The 17515-nt window shown below is 65.7% G+C and carries 17 protein-coding genes; 11 read left to right on the top strand and 6 right to left on the bottom strand.

Annotated features, from left to right (window positions below; all coding sequences use genetic code 11):
- Positions 1-79: 79 nt before the first annotated feature.
- From C8N44_RS14665 to C8N44_RS14635, 7 genes are all read left to right on the top strand, one after another.
- Entirely contained in the window at positions 80-784 is a 705-nt protein-coding gene (locus C8N44_RS14665) for a GntR family transcriptional regulator (RefSeq protein WP_170121089.1), read from the top strand.
- A gap of 183 nt (positions 785-967) precedes the next feature.
- Positions 968-1843: an STAS domain-containing protein gene (locus C8N44_RS14660; RefSeq protein ID WP_107977524.1), complete on the top strand. Its 876-nt coding sequence runs from the start codon at positions 968-970 to the stop codon at positions 1841-1843.
- A 23-nt stretch (positions 1844-1866) separates the two neighbouring features.
- Positions 1867-2223: an STAS domain-containing protein gene (locus C8N44_RS14655; RefSeq protein ID WP_107977523.1), complete on the top strand. Its 357-nt coding sequence runs from the start codon at positions 1867-1869 to the stop codon at positions 2221-2223.
- Complete coding sequence (locus C8N44_RS14650; protein WP_210204168.1) at positions 2220-2636, top strand: ATP-binding protein; 417 nt, start codon at positions 2220-2222, stop codon at positions 2634-2636. The genes C8N44_RS14655 and C8N44_RS14650 overlap by 4 nt, the downstream gene beginning before the upstream one ends.
- Before the next feature lie 30 nt (positions 2637-2666).
- Entirely contained in the window at positions 2667-3665 is a 999-nt protein-coding gene (locus C8N44_RS14645; RefSeq protein ID WP_107977522.1) for an ATP-binding protein, read from the top strand.
- A gap of 35 nt (positions 3666-3700) precedes the next feature.
- Complete coding sequence (locus C8N44_RS14640; protein WP_107977521.1) at positions 3701-4828, top strand: sensor histidine kinase; 1128 nt, start codon at positions 3701-3703, stop codon at positions 4826-4828.
- Positions 4829-5397: 569 nt separating this feature from the next.
- On the top strand, positions 5398-5970 hold the full coding sequence (locus C8N44_RS14635) for a VPLPA-CTERM sorting domain-containing protein (protein WP_107977520.1): 573 nt from the start codon (positions 5398-5400) through the stop codon (positions 5968-5970).
- Positions 5971-6225: 255 nt separating this feature from the next.
- Here C8N44_RS14635 and C8N44_RS24050 read toward each other — a convergent pair whose 3' ends face one another.
- From C8N44_RS24050 to C8N44_RS14610, 6 genes are all read right to left on the bottom strand, one after another.
- A complete protein-coding gene (locus C8N44_RS24050; protein WP_280952942.1) occupies positions 6226-6360 on the bottom strand; it encodes a hypothetical protein in 135 nt (44 codons plus the stop codon).
- A 42-nt stretch (positions 6361-6402) separates the two neighbouring features.
- Entirely contained in the window at positions 6403-7719 is a 1317-nt protein-coding gene (locus tag C8N44_RS14630) for an arylsulfotransferase family protein (protein WP_107977519.1), read from the bottom strand.
- On the bottom strand, positions 7716-9209 hold the full coding sequence (locus tag C8N44_RS14625; RefSeq protein WP_107977518.1) for a sulfotransferase: 1494 nt from the start codon (positions 9207-9209) through the stop codon (positions 7716-7718). Before C8N44_RS14625 ends, C8N44_RS14630 begins: the two co-directional genes overlap by 4 nt.
- On the bottom strand, positions 9206-9457 hold the full coding sequence (locus tag C8N44_RS14620) for a hypothetical protein (protein ID WP_244641102.1): 252 nt from the start codon (positions 9455-9457) through the stop codon (positions 9206-9208). Before C8N44_RS14620 ends, C8N44_RS14625 begins: the two co-directional genes overlap by 4 nt.
- Positions 9458-9774: 317 nt before the next feature.
- Positions 9775-11772, bottom strand: a complete 1998-nt coding sequence (locus tag C8N44_RS14615; protein WP_146178848.1) for an OmpA family protein — start codon at positions 11770-11772, stop codon at positions 9775-9777.
- A gap of 273 nt (positions 11773-12045) precedes the next feature.
- A complete protein-coding gene (locus tag C8N44_RS14610) occupies positions 12046-12675 on the bottom strand; it encodes a TetR/AcrR family transcriptional regulator (RefSeq protein ID WP_107977516.1) in 630 nt (209 codons plus the stop codon).
- 65 nt (positions 12676-12740) lie between these two features.
- Between C8N44_RS14610 and C8N44_RS23640 the strand changes: the two genes are divergently transcribed.
- The 4 genes from C8N44_RS23640 (at position 12741) to C8N44_RS14590 (ending at position 17439) form a co-directional block, all read left to right on the top strand.
- Positions 12741-13901, top strand: a complete 1161-nt coding sequence (locus C8N44_RS23640) for an SDR family NAD(P)-dependent oxidoreductase (protein ID WP_210204167.1) — start codon at positions 12741-12743, stop codon at positions 13899-13901.
- Positions 13902-14135: 234 nt separating this feature from the next.
- On the top strand, positions 14136-14864 hold the full coding sequence (locus C8N44_RS14600; protein WP_158274057.1) for an FkbM family methyltransferase: 729 nt from the start codon (positions 14136-14138) through the stop codon (positions 14862-14864).
- 95 nt (positions 14865-14959) lie between these two features.
- Entirely contained in the window at positions 14960-16486 is a 1527-nt protein-coding gene (locus tag C8N44_RS14595; protein WP_107977514.1) for a B12-binding domain-containing radical SAM protein, read from the top strand.
- Complete coding sequence (locus C8N44_RS14590; protein ID WP_107977513.1) at positions 16483-17439, top strand: AMP-binding protein; 957 nt, start codon at positions 16483-16485, stop codon at positions 17437-17439. Before C8N44_RS14595 ends, C8N44_RS14590 begins: the two co-directional genes overlap by 4 nt.
- Positions 17440-17515: the final 76 nt, after the last annotated feature.

The following is a 17515-nucleotide window of genomic DNA, read 5'->3' as shown; positions in this document are numbered from 1 at the left end:
TACAATCTTGCCCAGCCTGGTGCGCAATATGCGTTTCGCTTGTCCGCGACAGGGGCGCCGCCTATCTACGATTCACGCAATGAGCGGGGGAGAAGGCGTGGACGGATCGACCCGGATGCCACAGACGGCGGACGAAATCGCGGCACATCTGACCGAGGCGGTGCACGAGCATCGCGTGCTTCCGGGGATGAAGCTTTCCGAGGACGAGGTGGGCGAGATCTACGGCGTCGGCCGGACGGTCGTCCGGCAGGCCCTGCGCCACCTCGCGCATGACGGTCTTCTTCGGATCGAGCGGAACCGGGGCGCCTTCGTCGCCAAACCCACCGTGAAAGAGGCGCGCGAGGTCTTCGAGGCTCGAGCGCTGCTGGAGCCCAGCATCGCTCGAGCCGCGGCGGAGCGGGCGACCCCGGCCGGCATCGCGACGCTGGAAAGCCATATCCGCGAAGAGCACGTCGCACTTGCCGCAGGCGAACCCGGGCGGGCGCTGAAGCTGTCTGGGCACTTCCACGTCGAGATCGCCCGCATCGCCGACCAGGCGACGATCGAGGGCTTCATCCGCCAGCTGGTCTCACGGTCGTCTCTTGTAATCGCGCTCTACTGGCGGCGTCGGAACGCCATGTGCGAAAGCCATGCGCACCACGCGCTGGTCGATGCGCTGCGAAGGCACGACGGCCAGGCGGCCGAGGATCTCATGAAGGGCCACCTGCTCGATCTGCTGAGCCAGCTCGATCTTCGCGATCATTCCGCGGAACTGCTGTCGCTGCGCGAGGCGCTGGCGCGCTGAGGGCGGACGTCTTCGGCGGCTCAGTCGCGCGCCTCGATCACGGTTGGGCCGGGGTAGGGGCGGGCATCTGCTGGCGCGTACGCTCCCCGCTTGTAGTGCTTTTCGACCTGATGCTAATTGTGTTCGTCAATGATATTCGAGCTGGCGCTGCGGCCAGATCCTTCCCGGAAAGACGTTAAAGTGATGCCCGTGCCCCACATTCACAAGATTCTAGATACGCAACGTGATTCGCTCCTCAGGGAATGGGCTTCCACCCAGGCCGAGGAAGGCCTGATCCGGAAGGACCTGTTCACCGAAGCCGAGGCGAAGGCCCAGATCGAGACACTTTACGATCCGCTGGCCAAGGGTGTGGCCGCGAGCGTCGATCAGGACTTCCTCGACCCCGATGACGATGTCTGGGAAGACCTGCGCGCGGCACTTGCCGAGGTCACGCGGGAACGGACCAAGCGCGGGGTGTCCACGGGCGACATGGCGACCTTTGTCCTCGCGCTCAAATATCCGCTCTTCGAGCGTCTCCGGGCAAGCGTGACCGACACAAATGGTACGGTCCTGATGGAAGCGATCGCGCAGTTTACCCGCCTGATCGACTCCGTCGCGCTTTACTGCACCGAGATCTGTATCGCCGAGCGCGACAAGATCATCCAGCGCCAGCATGATGAGATGATGGAGCTCGCCACCCCGGTGGTCGAGCTCTGGGACCGGATCGTTGCGGTGCCGCTGGTGGGAACCCTGGATTCCATGCGCGCCCAGGAGGTGATGGAGAGCACGCTGTCCGCCATCGTCGAGAAGAAGGCCGATATCGTCATCATCGACATCACGGGCGTGATGACGGTCGACACGCAGGTCGCGCAGCACCTCATCCGGACGGCTGCGGCGGTCCGGCTCATGGGGGCCGAGGCGATCATCAGCGGGATCAGCCCGCGCATCGCGCAGACCATGGTCCAACTCGGTGTGGACACCGGCGAGATCCGCACGCGCGGGTCGCTGCGCATGGCCCTCGCCGACGCTTTCCGCCAGCTCGACACCGACGTGGTGATCCGCTCGGTGCGGGGCAACTGACGGGCTCCGGGGGAACAAGCGAGATGAGCCAGTCAGCCGGATTATACCTCGTCGACGAGATCATGCTCGTCGCCATCGACGAGGACATCAACGACAGCGACATCGTCGATCTTCAGGACAGGCTCGCGCAGCGGGTCCATGACACGGGGGCCCGTGGGATCGTCATCGACGTCAGCGCGCTCGAGATCGTCGATACCTTCGTCGGTCGCATCATCGCGCAGCTTGCCGGGATCGGGACCCTGCTGGATTCCCCGACCTACCTCGTGGGGATGCGTCCGGCGGTGGCGATGACCCTCGTGGAACTGGGGATGACCCTGCCGACGGTACGTACCGCACGGAACCTGCAACACGCGCTTGAACGTCTCCGAGCGACCCAGTGAAGACGCTCTCCCCGCCGCCGGGGAAACCCTTTGACCGGCTGGTCATAGCGGTCGAGGCCGATGTCTTCCGCTCCCGCCAGGCCGTGGGGCGGGCGATGGATCGGCTTGGCGCGAGGGTCATCCGCAGGACGCGTCTGGTCACGGCCGTCAGCGAGATCTTCCGCAACGGGCTTGTCTACGGTGGCGGGGCGGAGGTGGTCATCACTCTGGATGAGGCCGACCGGATGGTCTGGGTCGACTGCACGGACCAGGGGCCGGGTATTGCGGACCTCGAACTGGCGATGAAAGACGGATACACCACTGGCAAGGGCCTCGGACGGGGGCTTGGTGGCGCCAAGCGTCTGGTCGAGCACTTCGAGATACACAGTGTCCTCGGCGAGGGCACGCAAGTCAGACTGGCCGGGCGCGCCTGAGCGGCCTGCGGCGATAGGAAAGACCCCTCAATGCTCGAATGGCTCGATATCTCGACGCGCGCCGACGTGGCCGTCGCGCGTCAGCAGGCCCGCGCCGAGGCCCGGCTGGCCGGGCTCCCTCCCGACCGTATCGAGAGCGTGGCCATCGTCGCGACGGAGCTTGTCACCAACATCGTGAAATATGCAGGTTCCGGACGCTTTCTCGCGCAGACGATGGACCTGCCGCGCGGGCCGCGGCTTGCGCTGATCGCCTCGGACGCGGGGCCCGGCATTCCCGACATAGACCGGATGCGGCGCGACCTTGTCAGCAGCGCGGCCTCTGCCGGGATCGGACTCGGCGCCATAGAGCGGTTGTCCGACCGCGCCGAGATCATGACGTCGCCCGAAACCGGTACCCTCTGGGCCTGCGCATTCGAAGGGCCGGGCCGCGAGGCGGACGAGACCCTGGACGTGGCCGCACTGAGACTCTGCCATCCCACCGAGTCGGTCTGCGGCGACGACTGGCGTGCGGTGGAGGCGCGGAGCGGGCTCCGGCTCGTGCTGGCCGATGGCATGGGGCACGGCGAACAGGCGGCCGAAGCGGGAACGGCCATGGCAGAGGGGGCGGTCCGGCCGGCGCTCCTGCCGCCGAAGCACCAGCTGGCCCGGCTCGGCGAGGACTTGCGGCGCACCCGCGGCGGCGTGATCTCGATTCTCGATTTCGACACGGATGCGGAACGCTGCGACTATGCCAATCTCGGCAACATCAGCGGGTTCCGCCTGCGTGACGGGGAGCAGACCCGCTTTGCCATGCGCGACGGCTACATCGGCAGTCCCGCGGCCCGCCCGATGGGCGAGAGTTTCGACATGAAGCGGGGCGATTTCTTCATTCTGCACAGCGATGGCCTGCGCACCATCGGGGCAGAGCTTCTGCCGATGGTGCAGGGGCGCAGCTGCCTGCTCGCCGCAGCTTTCCTGCTGTCACGGACCGAGCTCAGCAGGCGCGACGACATCAGCGTCGCCGTGGCCCGCTGGCGCCCGACCGATTGACCGGCACGGACACGGGTTCCCTTCTGGAGAGACGGATGGCTCACACGATCACATTCCTTTCGCTGACCACTCCCGAAGACATCAAGATGCTCCGGGAGATCTTCAGGGCGATCACCGGCGTTATCGGGTTCAAGCCATTCCTGTCCACGCGGCTGACGACCTGTGCGCTCGAACTCGCGCGCAACGTCATCGAGCACGGAAAGGGCGGTCACGCGCAGGTCAGCCTGGTTGAGCCGAGGGGCGGCAGCGTGATGCTCCGCATGGTCTTCACCGACCAGGGGCCGGGTATTCCGGATCTGCCGCCGCTGCCGGAAGATGACCGCGCCCTGTCCGGCGGGCAGGGGCTGGGGCTTGGCCTCGATGGTGTCCGTCACATGGCCGACGACTTCGATCTCCAGACGGGCAGGGGCGGTACGCGGGTGCGCGCCGATTTCGCGGCGCCGCTCGACCGGGCCGAAATGGCGGCCTGTGCCACGTCGGCCGCCGATCACTGCGACGAAATCCTGATGCGCCAGAGCAGCGCCGAGCGCCGTATCCGCCAGCTCGAGGCCGACCTGGACGAGCGCGAGCTCATGATCGGGGAGGTCCATCACCGGACCGCCAACAATCTCACCATGATCTCGTCGCTGCTCCGGATGGAACAGCGACGTGCCAAGACACCCGAGACCCAGGACGTGCTCTCGAGCTTGAGCATACGGGTCGAATCCATGGCGCGGATGCACAAGCTCTTGCAGACCGGGGGCGCCGAAACGGTGGGCGCACGGGCCTACCTCTCGCAGATTTCCGCGCTCGCCGAGACCTTCAACCGCCCGGGGCTCGACGTGAAGATCGAGGTCGAGGCCGACGGGACCGCGGTGCCGGCACGGCTGGCGCTCGACCTCGGGCTGATCACGGGCGAGCTTATCACCAATGCCTACAAGCATGCCTTCGTGGGGCGCCGGTCGGGGGCCATACGGATCTCGCTTGTCACCGAAGGGGACATGATACGCTACGCCTTCCGCGACGACGGAACCGGGCTCTCCGAAGGCGAAATGCCTGAACGTTCTGGCTCGCTCGGATGGCGGATGATCCGCGGATCGGTGGCCGGAAACATGGGGCACATGACGGTCGATGGCAGCGATGGCCTCTCGATCCAGATCTCCTTCCCGACCGAGCTGGGCTGAGGCTGCTGGCCTGTTTCGAGGGGCTGTCGCCGTCGGAGTACTCCTGACCCACGAGACTGCCTCGGTGCCTTTGTATGGCCATAATTGGGCGGCCGAAACAGCGCCTCGCCAAGGATTGTTGTTCAAATGAAGGCGTGACGAGGTCAACTCCCACCCGCCGCATCCGGTTTCATAGGAATAAAGGAAATCGAAAGATGAAGCGATCCGATATGAAAAGCCGAGCGCGTGATCCGTCCTGAAGACCTCGTGGGGGTGCCCAGTCGCCCACGTCCATCTTCGAAGGCGCTGAAATAACCTGATTCATCAGGCCCTTCTTGGCGGAGCGTGATGAAGCCTCTGGTTGATTCCGCCGAGGCTACTGCACGGTTCAAGGGTTCCAGCGGACCAAAGTCTCATAGCCGCTGACTTTGGCGCGACCGGATGTTTCCTGATTTGCTCTGTAAAATTGGTAAATGGTCCAATTAGACAGATTTCTGGAGTGACTGCCCCCAAAATGTCGTAATATGGGTTGTCGGCGGCTAATTTTCGCCTAAAACATTCCTTGTTTGGACGAAGGAGGGATAATACCCATGTATCGAATTTTGACAGCTGCGGCTCTTTCCGCTGCGGCACTCGCCGCACCCGTTTCGGCAGCAACCACGGTCACCGGCTCCCAGATCGAGCTGGGCTCGGGCGAACTGACTGACACCAACGGTCTGGGCTTCGACTGGGACACGACCCCGTTTTCGGCGTTCTTTGATTTCACGGTCGATCGCGACTTCAGTCTTTCGCTGGTGAACTACTCGGCTGACAACGTGGCCGTGACCGGCGAACGCAGCGGTTTCACGCTGGACTTCTTTAACGGCGGTTCCTCGACGCGTCTGACGACCGACACCGACAACTGTGATGATGCAGGTGCCGGCATCGCGGGCCAGTGCAACATGGTGACCCAGAACGGCAGCAACGCCGCTCAGCCCGGGGACACCCTGTTCTACAACCTCGCCGCGGGCAACTACCGCCTCGGCTTCTACGATTCCGAGACGCCGTCCGCCGGCTACGCGGAATTCAACGTGTCTCCCGTTCCGCTTCCGGCGGCAGGCTTCATGCTGATGGGCGCATTCGGCGGTTTCGCCTTCCTGCGTCGCCGGAAAGCTGCTGCCTGATCGGGGTGACCTGATAAGATAGAAATCGGGCCGCACTTGCGGCCCGGCTTCCTCCAACCGGGCGAATCCGCCGCGGCAATGCAAGTCGATGACAGCCGGCCAGCAGGGGTCGGCTTGTACCTTCTTGCCTGACACACCACCTCCCAACACGCGTAGGCGGGGCCCGCGCCAGAGCAGGCCGCGACTTTCCCGGGTCTCGGCGCCGCGGCGTTGAAGGCCCAAGTCGGAATGAGCGCTGCCCGGGCTGAGGTGGGGTCAGATCTCCGCGCCGTCGATAACCAAGCCGCCCTGCGGGGACGTGGTCTCGGTTTTGATCGGCTCAAACCCCTCATGCACTACGGCGGCATGACGGATCGCGGTCCAGTTCAGGACAAGAATGGTGCCCGCCACCCTCCCGGGCGGCGGGATCACCTCTCGGCCGCGCGTCCGGCGTCAGCCCGGCGATACGACCGAGGCAGAAGCCACCTCGCTCGAGCAGCTCGGAACACCTCCGGTGAAGAAGTCCTCGGGCACGTGGCGGGCCTCGGTCACGATGACGTTCATGTCCGCGTCCCACTTCATGTGGCGCTCCCAGACAAGCTCACCGTCGGGATCCAACTCGAGCAGCCGGCCGTGTTCGGCCTCGGTCAGCAGCAGGTTGCCGTTGGGCAGGATCTGGTGCTTGCCGCGCCGCCAGGAATAAAATGGCAGCTCCTCGGTCCCGCCGAAATCCTCGCTCACCTCGTCGGTGGCCGGATCGATGCGCATGATGCGCGAGCGGGAGGTGCCGGTGTTGTTGTCGTAGACGGTGATCGTCCCGTCGGGCTGGAAATCGGGATCGTGCTGCTTGAACCAGGGTCCGTGGTGCCACCACTTCATCCGGCCCGTTTCGGGATCGACGACGGTGACGAGGTTCAGCTCGCGCAGGCTCAGCAGCACGTCCCCGGCCTCGAACATCGGGAAGGCCGCGGCCATATCCGCGCGCAGCGGCTCTGCGTCGTTCGGGTGGAAGGGGTCGAGCCCGTAGTCCACCTTGCTCTCCGGCGACTCCGGCGTGACGGTGCGGATGTCGAGATAGCCCTGTTGCGCGCGGTCGTTGCCGTGGGCGATCTCTTCGCGCAGGTCGAGTGTGCGCAGCACCTCACCGGTCTCTTCGTCAACCCAGACCACGGCCTCGCCAAGCCAGCTCACCAGCGCGCCCTCGCCGTCGCGGGTCAGCGAATGGTGATATCCGCCGGCGTTGCTCCACATCGGTTCGCCGCAGGCATCCATCCGCGCCAGCGCCTGTCCGCTGTCGAAGGTCACCGCGATCGAGCCGTCCTCGAAGACCTCCATCCCGTGCAGCATGGTGTTCTGGGGCTGGATCTCGCTGTCCAGCGCGTCATAGCGCACGGGCCAGTGATGTACCTCGGCGCCGGACGCATCGTACAGCCTGACCACGTGGAAGGGGCCCTCGGGATCCGCGTTCAGCCCCGCCACCAGCGTGTAGCCGGGTTCGATCTTGTCGGTTTGGAAGGCAGTATAGCCGCGGTCGGGATCGGGCGTCTCGCCGCTGTCGTCGGGCGCCACGATGTGGCGGGTGGGCTCGAGGCCGATGTCGTTGCGCCAGTTGGCCTTCACGTCGAGATAGGTCCGATGCGCCAGCCCAAGCTGCGGGGCAGGGAACCAGCCCCACCAGGACGAGACGGTGCCGTAGACCACACCGAGGGTTCCGACGGAGACCGCGAAGATCACCGGGGCGAGCCGGTCGGAAAGCGGCGGTTTACTCATGCAAGTGCTTCCTTGACTGGGTAGGACGCAGCGGGCGCGAGCGCCCGCCGGCAAAGCGTATCGTGCAGGTCCCGTGCCTGCGCGAGAAGGTGCGGATCGGCGCCCTCAAGCTGCGGCGGCACGGAAGGCGCGTGGAACATCGGCGCAAGCGCTGAGAGGTCGCGCGCGTCCCGCGCGCCAACGGCCTCGGCCAGCAGCGGAAGATGATCTTCCGGCGCAGTGCAGAAAGCATCGTGATCGACGAAGACCGCGCTTGGTCCGGCGGTGCTCAGGACGTGCTCGTAGGCATTGATCCAGTAGCGCAGCCAGAAATCGGCGTAGCCCGCATTGGCCGGGTCGGCTTCATGACCGCCGAAGGCGATCGGGCGCAGCGCCGCCCCGAACTCGAAGTGGCCGACGCCCTCCATGTAGCGGCGCCCGAAGGGTTCGCGCGCGTGCAGGTCCAGGAACCGCGCGTGCTGCCGCATGAGCGAGGCCACCTGCGCACGCGGGTCGCGCACGGGGATCACAACTGTCGCATCCGGGCAGATCGCGTCGATCAGCGGCAGGCGGGCGATGTTGGCGTTGTTCTTCGACACGTAGCGCGTGGCGCCGGGCTTCGTCGCCACGACCTTGGCCATGTGCGTGCGGAAATACTCGGCAAAGGCGGGGTCGAAATCCGCGGCGTCCCAGGTGTCGATCCGGTCCTTGCGGTAGCGCTCGGGCCAGAAGGCCATCCAGAGCATTTCCTCGAAGGCCTCGGGGCTTTCGCCCGACACCTGTAGCCCGTCGCCATGCGCGCGCTCGCCGGAGGCAGCGGTCTTCTGGAAGAGCGGCCCGAGCTTGCTCCAGAGCAGCGGTGAGAGCGTGAACGGCATGTGCTTGTAGGTGGCCGAGGCGAACTCGGGCACATCGGCCAGCGCGTTGAGCATGATCGTCGTGCCCGCACGCGGGAGCGAGGTGATGAACACCGGGCGGGCGGCGGCCTCGGGATCGAGGCGCTTTCGGAAAAGCCGCGTCTCAAGCGACCCGAGCCGCTTCTGGCGCGTTGGCGAGGCGAAGGCGAAGTTGTGCAGCGCCTGTTCCATCGGGCCGTAGGGAACCTCGCCAGTGGTCTCGACTGCAGGTGCCTTGCCGCCGATGCGGTCGAGGACGATCCAGACCGCGATTGCGGCGATTGTCGAGCCCAGAAGGAACGGCCGACTCACCGCGACGGCCATCGCCGCCTCAAGCGTATAAAGCCCCGCCTCCGCGCCGCCCCAAAGGACCGCGGCAGTGGCGGCAACCGAAGCCACGCCGATGCCCGCGATCTTCAGGAAACTGCCGAACAGCGACAGCGAGGCTCGGCGCACGTGCCGCTCCTTGTCGAGATCGGACAGGTCGGGGTTCGTGATGACCTGGATGGACTGCTGGGCCGTGGAGACGATGTTCCGGGCGACGGCCTCGGCCCGCAGGACGCGCAGGACGAGGACAAAGGCGAGAAGCCCAAGCGCCAGCGCCGCGATGATCACTTGCCGCGCTCCTGCGAGGCGGTTCCGGCCTTCGACGCGGCGGAGCGGTTCCGCATCATGCGCTTCATCGGGTACCAGACGAACCCCACGAGGGCGAGAACCACGGCCGCGACGAGCGCGATCATGGTGCCGATCGCGGTCAGCCCGGCGCCGGGGCCGACATAAGCATGCGCCGCCGCCGGAAGCGATGTCGCGGTCGCGAACAGACAGACAAAAGCAGTTTTCGGGGTGTAGACGAATGCACGCACAGTGACCTCACGATTGATTTTCTGACTGCAGCTTAATCGCCAAAAGGACCGGACGTTCCACCTTCCTGTGTCTTGTTTGTCCCCCCGGCGCCCTTTTGCCATCCGGGGTTCCGCCATCGGCGATTTTTCACTCAACACCATGCAAGAATGCCGCGGTGAAGGCTCGAACATGGCAGTAACCGGCCCTCTCCCCCGGGGGGCTGCCAGGCCGAAAGGGTCTTCGATGCGCCAGGTCCGGACCCGGATCACCCCGAACGCATTCCGCCCCGGAATCGGCAGACCCCGGGGCGGATATTCTCAGTCAGAAGAATGTTGCGTTACCGCGATGCCGTAATCAGGGGCGTGATCCGGCGCACGGCCGCGCGGCGGTTTTCACGCTCGGCGATCCCGGTCTGCACCTTCAGGTCCGACTCGCCGTAGCCCTGCACGATCATGTTTTCGGGCGGCACGTCAAAGTACTCTGTCAGTGCCAGAGCCACCGACTCCGCGCGCCGGTCCGAGAGGGCGAGGTTCATCGACGCCGACCCGACCGCGTCGGTATGGCCCTCGATCAGGAACACCTCGTCGGGGTTCGAGGCGATCATGTCGCGCATGGCGCGCCCGATCGCGGCCAGTTCCTCGGCCTCGGAAGGGCGGATCGCGGAAGACCCGGTGTCGAAGGTGACGTTCTCGAGCTCGATCGTCGGAACCAGAGCCCGCACGGCTCGGATGTTGCGGACCTGTGCCAGGCTGAAGGTCCGGCCGATGCGGTCTTCCGCTTCGGATTCCTCGGCCAACGCACGGCGCAGCGACTCCTCCTCGAGATCTTCGATGGAGATCACGTCGCGCTGCGGTTCCGGCAGATCGGAGAGATTGACCGGCTGAACCTCGGCGGTATCGTCGAACAGCACGATCTCGCGGCCGTCCGACAGGACCCGGGTCCGGCGAAGCACTTGGCCATTGGCGGCCCGGATCGTGATGACCTCGGTTCCGTCGTCGCGCGTGGCGATGGTACGGCTGGAGCCGTCCGAGAAGCTCTGCGTCCGCAGCTCGGTTCCGGGTTGACGCAGAAGCGTGTCGTCGTCCTTCAGGACATAATACTCGCCGTTCTGCCGCTGGACCACGACCCGGTCGCCGGTGTTCTCGACCACCTCGTCGTTCTGGCCGAGTAGCTCGTTGAGAAGGACGCCGCCCGCGACACCCGCCGCAATCTTGGCGAATTCGCCCAGCCGGTCGTTGTCATCATCGTCGTCGCTCTCTTCGTTCCGGGAAGAGGTCGCCGTGGTCGAGTTCGAGAACTCCTCGTCGGAAGACCGGGAGTTCTCCTCCGTGATCACCGTCGTCTCGGTCTCGGCCTCTCCGGTGGCTTCGGCACCGGCCGAGGCGGCGGCGGTGTCTACCTGCGTGTTGGCCGCCTCGGTCGATTCCTCGGTATCCTCCTGGGTCACCTCGATCTCGGCTTCGCTCTCGGCGGTGACGTCGCCATCGGTGGTTTCGGTTTCTTCCGCGGAGGCGTCTCCGGCCGCAGGGTCAGCCTCTTCCGAGGTGCCACTCTCGTCGGTCATCTCCTGGTCAGAGGTAGCCTCCTCGGCGGAGGTGTCGCCATCCGCCTGAGTCTGACCCGCAGATTGCTCCGAATCCTCCTCGGCGGTTTCCCCGGTCGCCATGGCGTCCTCGGAGGCGGCGTCCGCCTCGCTTGTGGGTGCGGGCTCTTCCGCGCTCTCGGCCTCTTCTTCTGCCTGAAGCGCCTCTTCGAGTTGCTGGGTCTCGGTCGCCTCTGCCCCCGCGTCGCCGCCATCGCCGGTCGGCAGGGTGCCTCCCTCGGCTTCGGCCGGCGCCGAAGCGGGGGCCGCTTCCTCGGCGGCCGTCGCGTCAGGGGTAGGCTCCTCAGTCGCCGTGTCTTCGGCAGCCGTCGACTCCGGAGTGGCCGCTTCGCTGGTCTGCTCATCGGCCGCAGGGGTCTCGGCGGGGGCATCTCCGGTCGCAGCCTCGTCGGTGGCCGTTTCCTCCACCGTTTCCTCCGCAGCGCTCTCCTCGGTTCCCGTCGCTTCAGCTCCCGCAGGCGCGGATTGAGCGGCTTCTGCGGGCAGGTCCTCTGCAGGTGTCTCCCCGGACGGCGCGGCCTCCGCTTCGACATCCGCGCTCTGCGCGAGACACGCAGCGGTGGCCTCGTCACCGGCGGTCGCGGGGTCGGCCCCCTCGGCAGAGCCCTCGCCGTTTTCGGCCTCGTAGGCGGCAATCAGCTGCTCGCAATCGGCTTCGCCATCCTGCGCCCAAATCGGCTGAGGCAGCGCAAGCGCCAGCGTCAGAGCGGCGGCGCTCGTGGATCTCTTCAAGCTCGGTCGCATAGGGATACGTCCTTTCCGGCAAGGCGATACAATTGTCCGCAAACGCCGGGGTCGCTTCCAAAGTTCACGCCGAATTCGGAAATCTGCATGATTTTGAGGCAACCTGCGAAAGGCAGTCCCTGCCGGTCGCCATGTAGCCCCGCCTGGTCAGGTCCATGGGTGCCTCCGTCAGCGCCATCTGCCGACAAGTGCAAAGCATCTTAAACTCAAGCCTGAACCTGAATTTCCCGGCCCCGCCGGCAGTGTCCAGACCGCGCCCGGCTATGCGTACAACGCGCCGATGTAGGCGCGGCACATTTCCGTCAGGTTCCGGCGCAGCACGCTCGCCTCTTCCTGCGTCAGCCCGCGCTCGAAGGCATTGCGCACCGTGCCGTAGATCACCGAGGCCAGTGTCAGGTTCAGCGCGTCAACGTCTTCCACCGCGCCATTCTCGGCGCTGGTGAACATCGCCGTGGTGGCGGCATCGGCGCGGGCAGCGAACGCGTGCATCAGCTCATCGTTGTCCAGCTCCGCCACCGACCGATAGAGCGCGCGGGTCACCTCGGCCCGCTCGGTCTTGGCGGTCCAGTAGGTGTTGATCAGCGCATCGACCATCTCGGGCAGCGGTGCGCCCTTCATCCGGCCACATGTCGCCTCGATCCGGCCCGCCAGCGTGTCGAGGAAGCGCTCGTTCAAAGCGTAGACCAGCGCCTGCTTGTTGGGGAAGTACTGGTACATCGTCCCGACCGAAACCCCGGCGCGTTCTGCCACCCGCGTGGTGGTCAGCGCGCTCATCCCGTCGCGCAGCAAAACCTGAATGGTCGCCTCGAAAATGGCGTCCACGGTGACACGCGACCGGCTCTGAACCGGTCTCTTGCGGGCCTTGAGGGCCGTCCTTGGAGCGCTGGTCATATGCGAATCCAAAATCTGAAGGTTCCTTCATAGCTTGAGGGCATCAGACGGAAAGGAAAAGAAAAATGACCCAGCACCGCATCGCGCTCGTCACCGGGGGCAACAAGGGAATCGGGCTTCAGATCGCCCGGCAACTGGCGGAGGCGGGCCTGCATGTCGTCATCGGTTCTCGCGACGCGACCCTTGGCGCCGCGGCCGTATCCGAACTGGCGAGGGACGGCCTGACTGCCACGACGGTGGCGCTGGATCTCGACGCGCCCGAGACCCATGCCGCAACCGCCGCACAGTTGGAGGCGGATCATGGGCGGCTGGACGTGCTGGTGAACAACGCGGGCATCTTCGACTTCGGCGATGCCATGCCCAGCCAGGCCTCGCTCGACGCCGTGCGCCGGGTGATGGAGGTCAACTTCATCGGCACCCTGGCCGTGACGCAGGCCATGCTGCCCCTGTTGAAGGCGGCGCCCCGTGGCCGGATCGTCAACGTCTCGACCTCGCTCGCCTCGCTGACACTGAACGGCGATCCGACCTCGACCTACTATTCACAGCAGTTCATCGGCTACAACGCTTCGAAGGCGGCGCTGAACATGCTGACGGTGCAATTGCACGAAGAACTGAAGGACACGGGCATCAAGGTGAACTCCGTCAGCCCCGGCTTCGTGAAGACGGACCTGACGGGCTTCGGGGACATGACCCCCCGAAGAGGGCGCGCGGCTGCCGGTGCAATACGCGCTGGGCGGCGAAGAGAGCGGCCTGTTCGTGGAACCCGACGGAGTGACGCCCTGGTAAGGGCGCGCGCCGACGGTGCCCCCGGCGGGCACTGTCGGCCCCGGCCGGGAAACCCCGGGTCTCAGCGGCGAGAGCCGTTCGGGCGGGCGTGGCGCACGCCCACGAGCGCGCGAGGCCTGCGCCGACCGTCACGGCCGGCACCGGCAGCCGTCACCGGCATGGTCCTGCCTTGCCGCGCGAGATCGCGAAGCCGCTATCGGTGTCGTCCCGAGGACCAGGTGGCCCGTCTCGGACACGTGGACCCGTCGGGAGTCGGGCAGCCGCGCTTGCCATTCCTTCGCCCGGGCGGTGCGTCGTATCCGGCTGTCGGCACGCCAGGGCAGCAGCACGTGCATCGTGAGACGGTCGATCTTGCCCGCGAGGTTGGGGTTGCCCTGCGCGTCCGCGCCCAGAGCTTCAGGACCCCGCTGACCTCATGCCAGACCGCCGCGTCGAAGTAAGGGGGGGGCCGCCGGGACGCAAAGGCCACGAGGGCTCGGATGCGCTCGTGCCGCCTGACAGGAGGCCTGAGCCAAGGGCATCTTAATCGCAGATTAACCACACACCGGTTTGATGGGTCGGGACGCGCGAGGGGGAACACTTTTGCGCCGGGAACAGAACCAGTCGCGGTGACTTCGCACGCAGACGCCGATGCGTGCGAGCCCCGTATTCAGGGCGAGGGGACGATCGAGGCCATGACGCAGACGATCGCGGAAAACGAGACATATCTGTTCGGCAATGGCCTTGAGGTTTTCAGGCACCATCTGCTCGATTTCCAGGTGTCCCGCTACCTGTCGGACGGCAATCGCAATTTGCACGAACCGGTTGAGGAGGACTGGTTTCTCCGGTTGATCGACAGCTGCGACAGGCCGGACCTGCGGTTTTGTGATATCGGCGGCGGCATCGGTTACTACACCTTGCTGTTGCTCAAGCTGAGGGCCGAGGCCGAGGCGACTGTCTTCGAGTTCCTGCCAGCGCATATCTCGGCAATCCGTGAAAATCTCGCCTTGAATGGCATATCGCCAGGCCGGATGACCCTGATCGAAGCCGCGGCGCATGTGAGCGACGGGGTGGTCGAAGTTTCGGACAGCGATTTTTCATCGCATGTGGTGATCGAGGACGCCCCCGTCGCAAAGGGCACGCGTCACCGGGTGCCCGCGCGCGATCTTGCCGCGCTGTTGGCGGCCGAACCCGCCCCCTTCGATATCGCGAAGCTCGATGTGCAGGGCGGCGAGGCGACGCTGCTTTCGCATGTCGTGGAAAGCGGGCAGGCCGGGCAGATCCGCAACTGGATCATCGGCACGCACGGCGAAGCCATCTTTGCCGAGTGTCTGGATATCCTGTCGCCGCACTGGCGTATCCTGCACCAGGATCCCAACCCGCCCCATCAGCCGGACGGGCTGATCGTCGCCACCTTGGCCTGAGCACCGAAGCCAATGTGTCATGCTGAATCCGCGATGGTCTGTGCAAGTACGGGGGCGTCCCGTACCGCCTTTCAAATGGGCGAGGTTCGGCTCTCATGAAGATCTACCTTATCGCGCCCCGCACCGATGAGCCGAATTTCGACTCGGCGATGTCCAGCGTTCCCGGCATGCGCGGCCGTTATGCCTTGGTCGCCGCCTCGGGAATTGCGTCTGTCGCCGCCTGGTTCCCGGCGTCGGACGATATCCGGCTTTGCGATGAGACGGTTCAGGACGTGGATCTTGAGGCGGAGGCCGATCTCGTCGGCCTTTCGATCAATGTCTCGCAAATTCGGCGCGGGCTCGAACTGGCCCGCGAATTCCGACGGCGGGGGCGGCGGGTGGTTCTGGGCGGGGCGCATGTTTCCCTCGCCCCCGAGCTCTTTCGCGGCGAGGCGGACTGCCTCGTGATCGGCGAGTTCGAAACCGTCGCGCCCCGTTTCATGACGGACCTGAAAGCCGGAGGTTTGCAAAGTGAATACCGGTGCGGGCAGGCGGATCTGGCGCAGGCCCCCGTGCCGCGCTGGGATCTTTATCCCAACGACTGCGCGATTGCGGGGGTGGTGCAGACAAGCCGCGGATGTCCCTTCGAATGCAGCTTTTGCGATGTCATCCAGTATCTCGGGCGCAAGCAGCGCCACAAGCCGCCGCATCGGGTGATTGCGGAGCTGGAGGAGCTTCACGCACTCGGCTACCGCGAAATCACGCTCAGCGACGACAACTTCACGGTCTATCGCAAGCGCACGCGGGAGCTGCTGACCGCCCTCTTGGACTGGAACGGTCTCGAGGGGCGTGCGCCGGTTCAGTTCTCGACCCAGATGTCGATCGATGTGGCGCGGGATCCCGATCTGCTGGCGCTTTGCAACGCGGCGGGCCTGCGGCACGCCTTCGTTGGGCTGGAAACCAGCAATGCCGAGTCTTTGACCGAGAGCCGCAAGCGGCAGAACCTCGGTGTCGATCTCGTCGGCGAATGCGAAAAGATCGTGCGCGCGGGCCTGACCATCCATGCCGGCCTGATCGTCGGTTTCGACCATGACGATCTAAGTTGTTTTGAACAGCAATTTGCCTTCGCTCAGCGCCTTCCCGTGGTCGGCTTGAACGTAAGTGCGCTGGTCGCGCCCTATGCCACGCCGCTCTATGCCGAGATGAGGCAGGCCGGACGGATCGTCGAAGAGGCCACCCATGGCACGCCTGTGGGCAATACGCCCCTCACAAACCTCATACCGGCACGGATGACGCGCGAGGAACTTGCCGAGGGGCGGGCATGGCTGAAAGCGAAACTCCTGGCGCCCGAGAATGCGATCCTGCGGTTCGAGCGCTATGCTAGGACCCTGGGCACGCCACGTCTGGATATGGCACAAAGCGCCGATCAGCCCGTGCGTGGGCGGCGGCACCCGTTGCGGGAACTTATTCCGATGATGGCCCGCGAGCCGGGCATGCGCCGCCTGATCACGGGCGTCCGCGACATGATCGCCGAGCGCCCCGAAATCGCATACGATTTGAACTCCACCCTGGCGATGTACCTGGGCGATGCGGCGCGCACCCGGGCCGCGTCCGAACGACATGCTCTGCGGAGTGCCTCATGAGGCCGGAGGCGCCGCTGTCCGAGGCCCTTATGCGCGCGTTTGAAGCACGCGCCGAGGCAGAGCAGATCGTGTTCCGTTCGCGCTCAGGCGCGCGTCAGGCCTTTCGGGGTGCGGACCTGTCTTCGATGGCGGGCGAGATGGCCCAAACACTGCAGTTATGGCTCGGGTCGGCGCCGTGTCGTATCGTCGTGGCGCTCCCGGCGGGGCCGGATTTCGTGACACTGCTTCTCGGCGGGGTGCTCGCCGGTGTTACTGTGGTTCCGGTGCCTGTCCCGCGTCACGGCAGCCATACTGAGCGCTTCCGTCACATCGTCGCGGACAGCCGGGCGAGTGCTGTCATCTGCCTGCCCGAACATCTGGGGATCATCACCGCCGAATTGACGCGCCAGGGCCCCGCATCATGCCCGGTGGTGCCGCTTCCGCTGAACCCGGCCCGCCTGCCCGAACCCACGCGGGCCGCGGGTGATACGGCGCGTCTGGCGGTGATCCAGTACACGTCCGGGTCCACGCGGTTTCCCAAAGGCGTTGCCATCACCGGCGACAACATCCTCGCCAACGCCGGGCTGGTGGCGCGCAGCTGGGGGCTTGGACCGGCATCACGCTTCGTGAACTGGTTGCCGCACTACCACGACATGGGCCTCATGGGCGGGATTCTGACACCGCTGCTGTGCGGCGGTTTCTCGGCGCAGATGAGCCCCCTGGATTTCATCCGCAAGCCGGCACTCTGGCCCGAGGCCGTCTCGGACGAGCGGGCCACGATCAGCGGCGGCCCGGCCTTCGCCTTTGCCGAATGTGTCCAGCGGGTCACCGCCGATCAGATCGCGGGCATGGATCTGTCCACCTGGAGCCGCGCCTTCTGCGGGGCGGAGCCGGTCCCGGCGGAGCTTCCCGAGCTGTTTCATGCGCATTTCGCGCCGGCGGGCCTGTCCCGCGCGGCGGCTTTGATGCTGTAACCGCCCCCCGACGGCATCGCTGTGCCAAGGTGGGATCGCAACAATCCTTAATGGGAGGCGGTCATGTCAAAGATTA

It is taken from the genome of Allosediminivita pacifica (assembly GCF_003054175.1).
Classification (GTDB): domain Bacteria; phylum Pseudomonadota; class Alphaproteobacteria; order Rhodobacterales; family Rhodobacteraceae; genus Allosediminivita; species Allosediminivita pacifica.
Note: the sequence above shows the minus strand (reverse complement) of the source record. Positions and strands in the feature narration are given on the sequence as shown.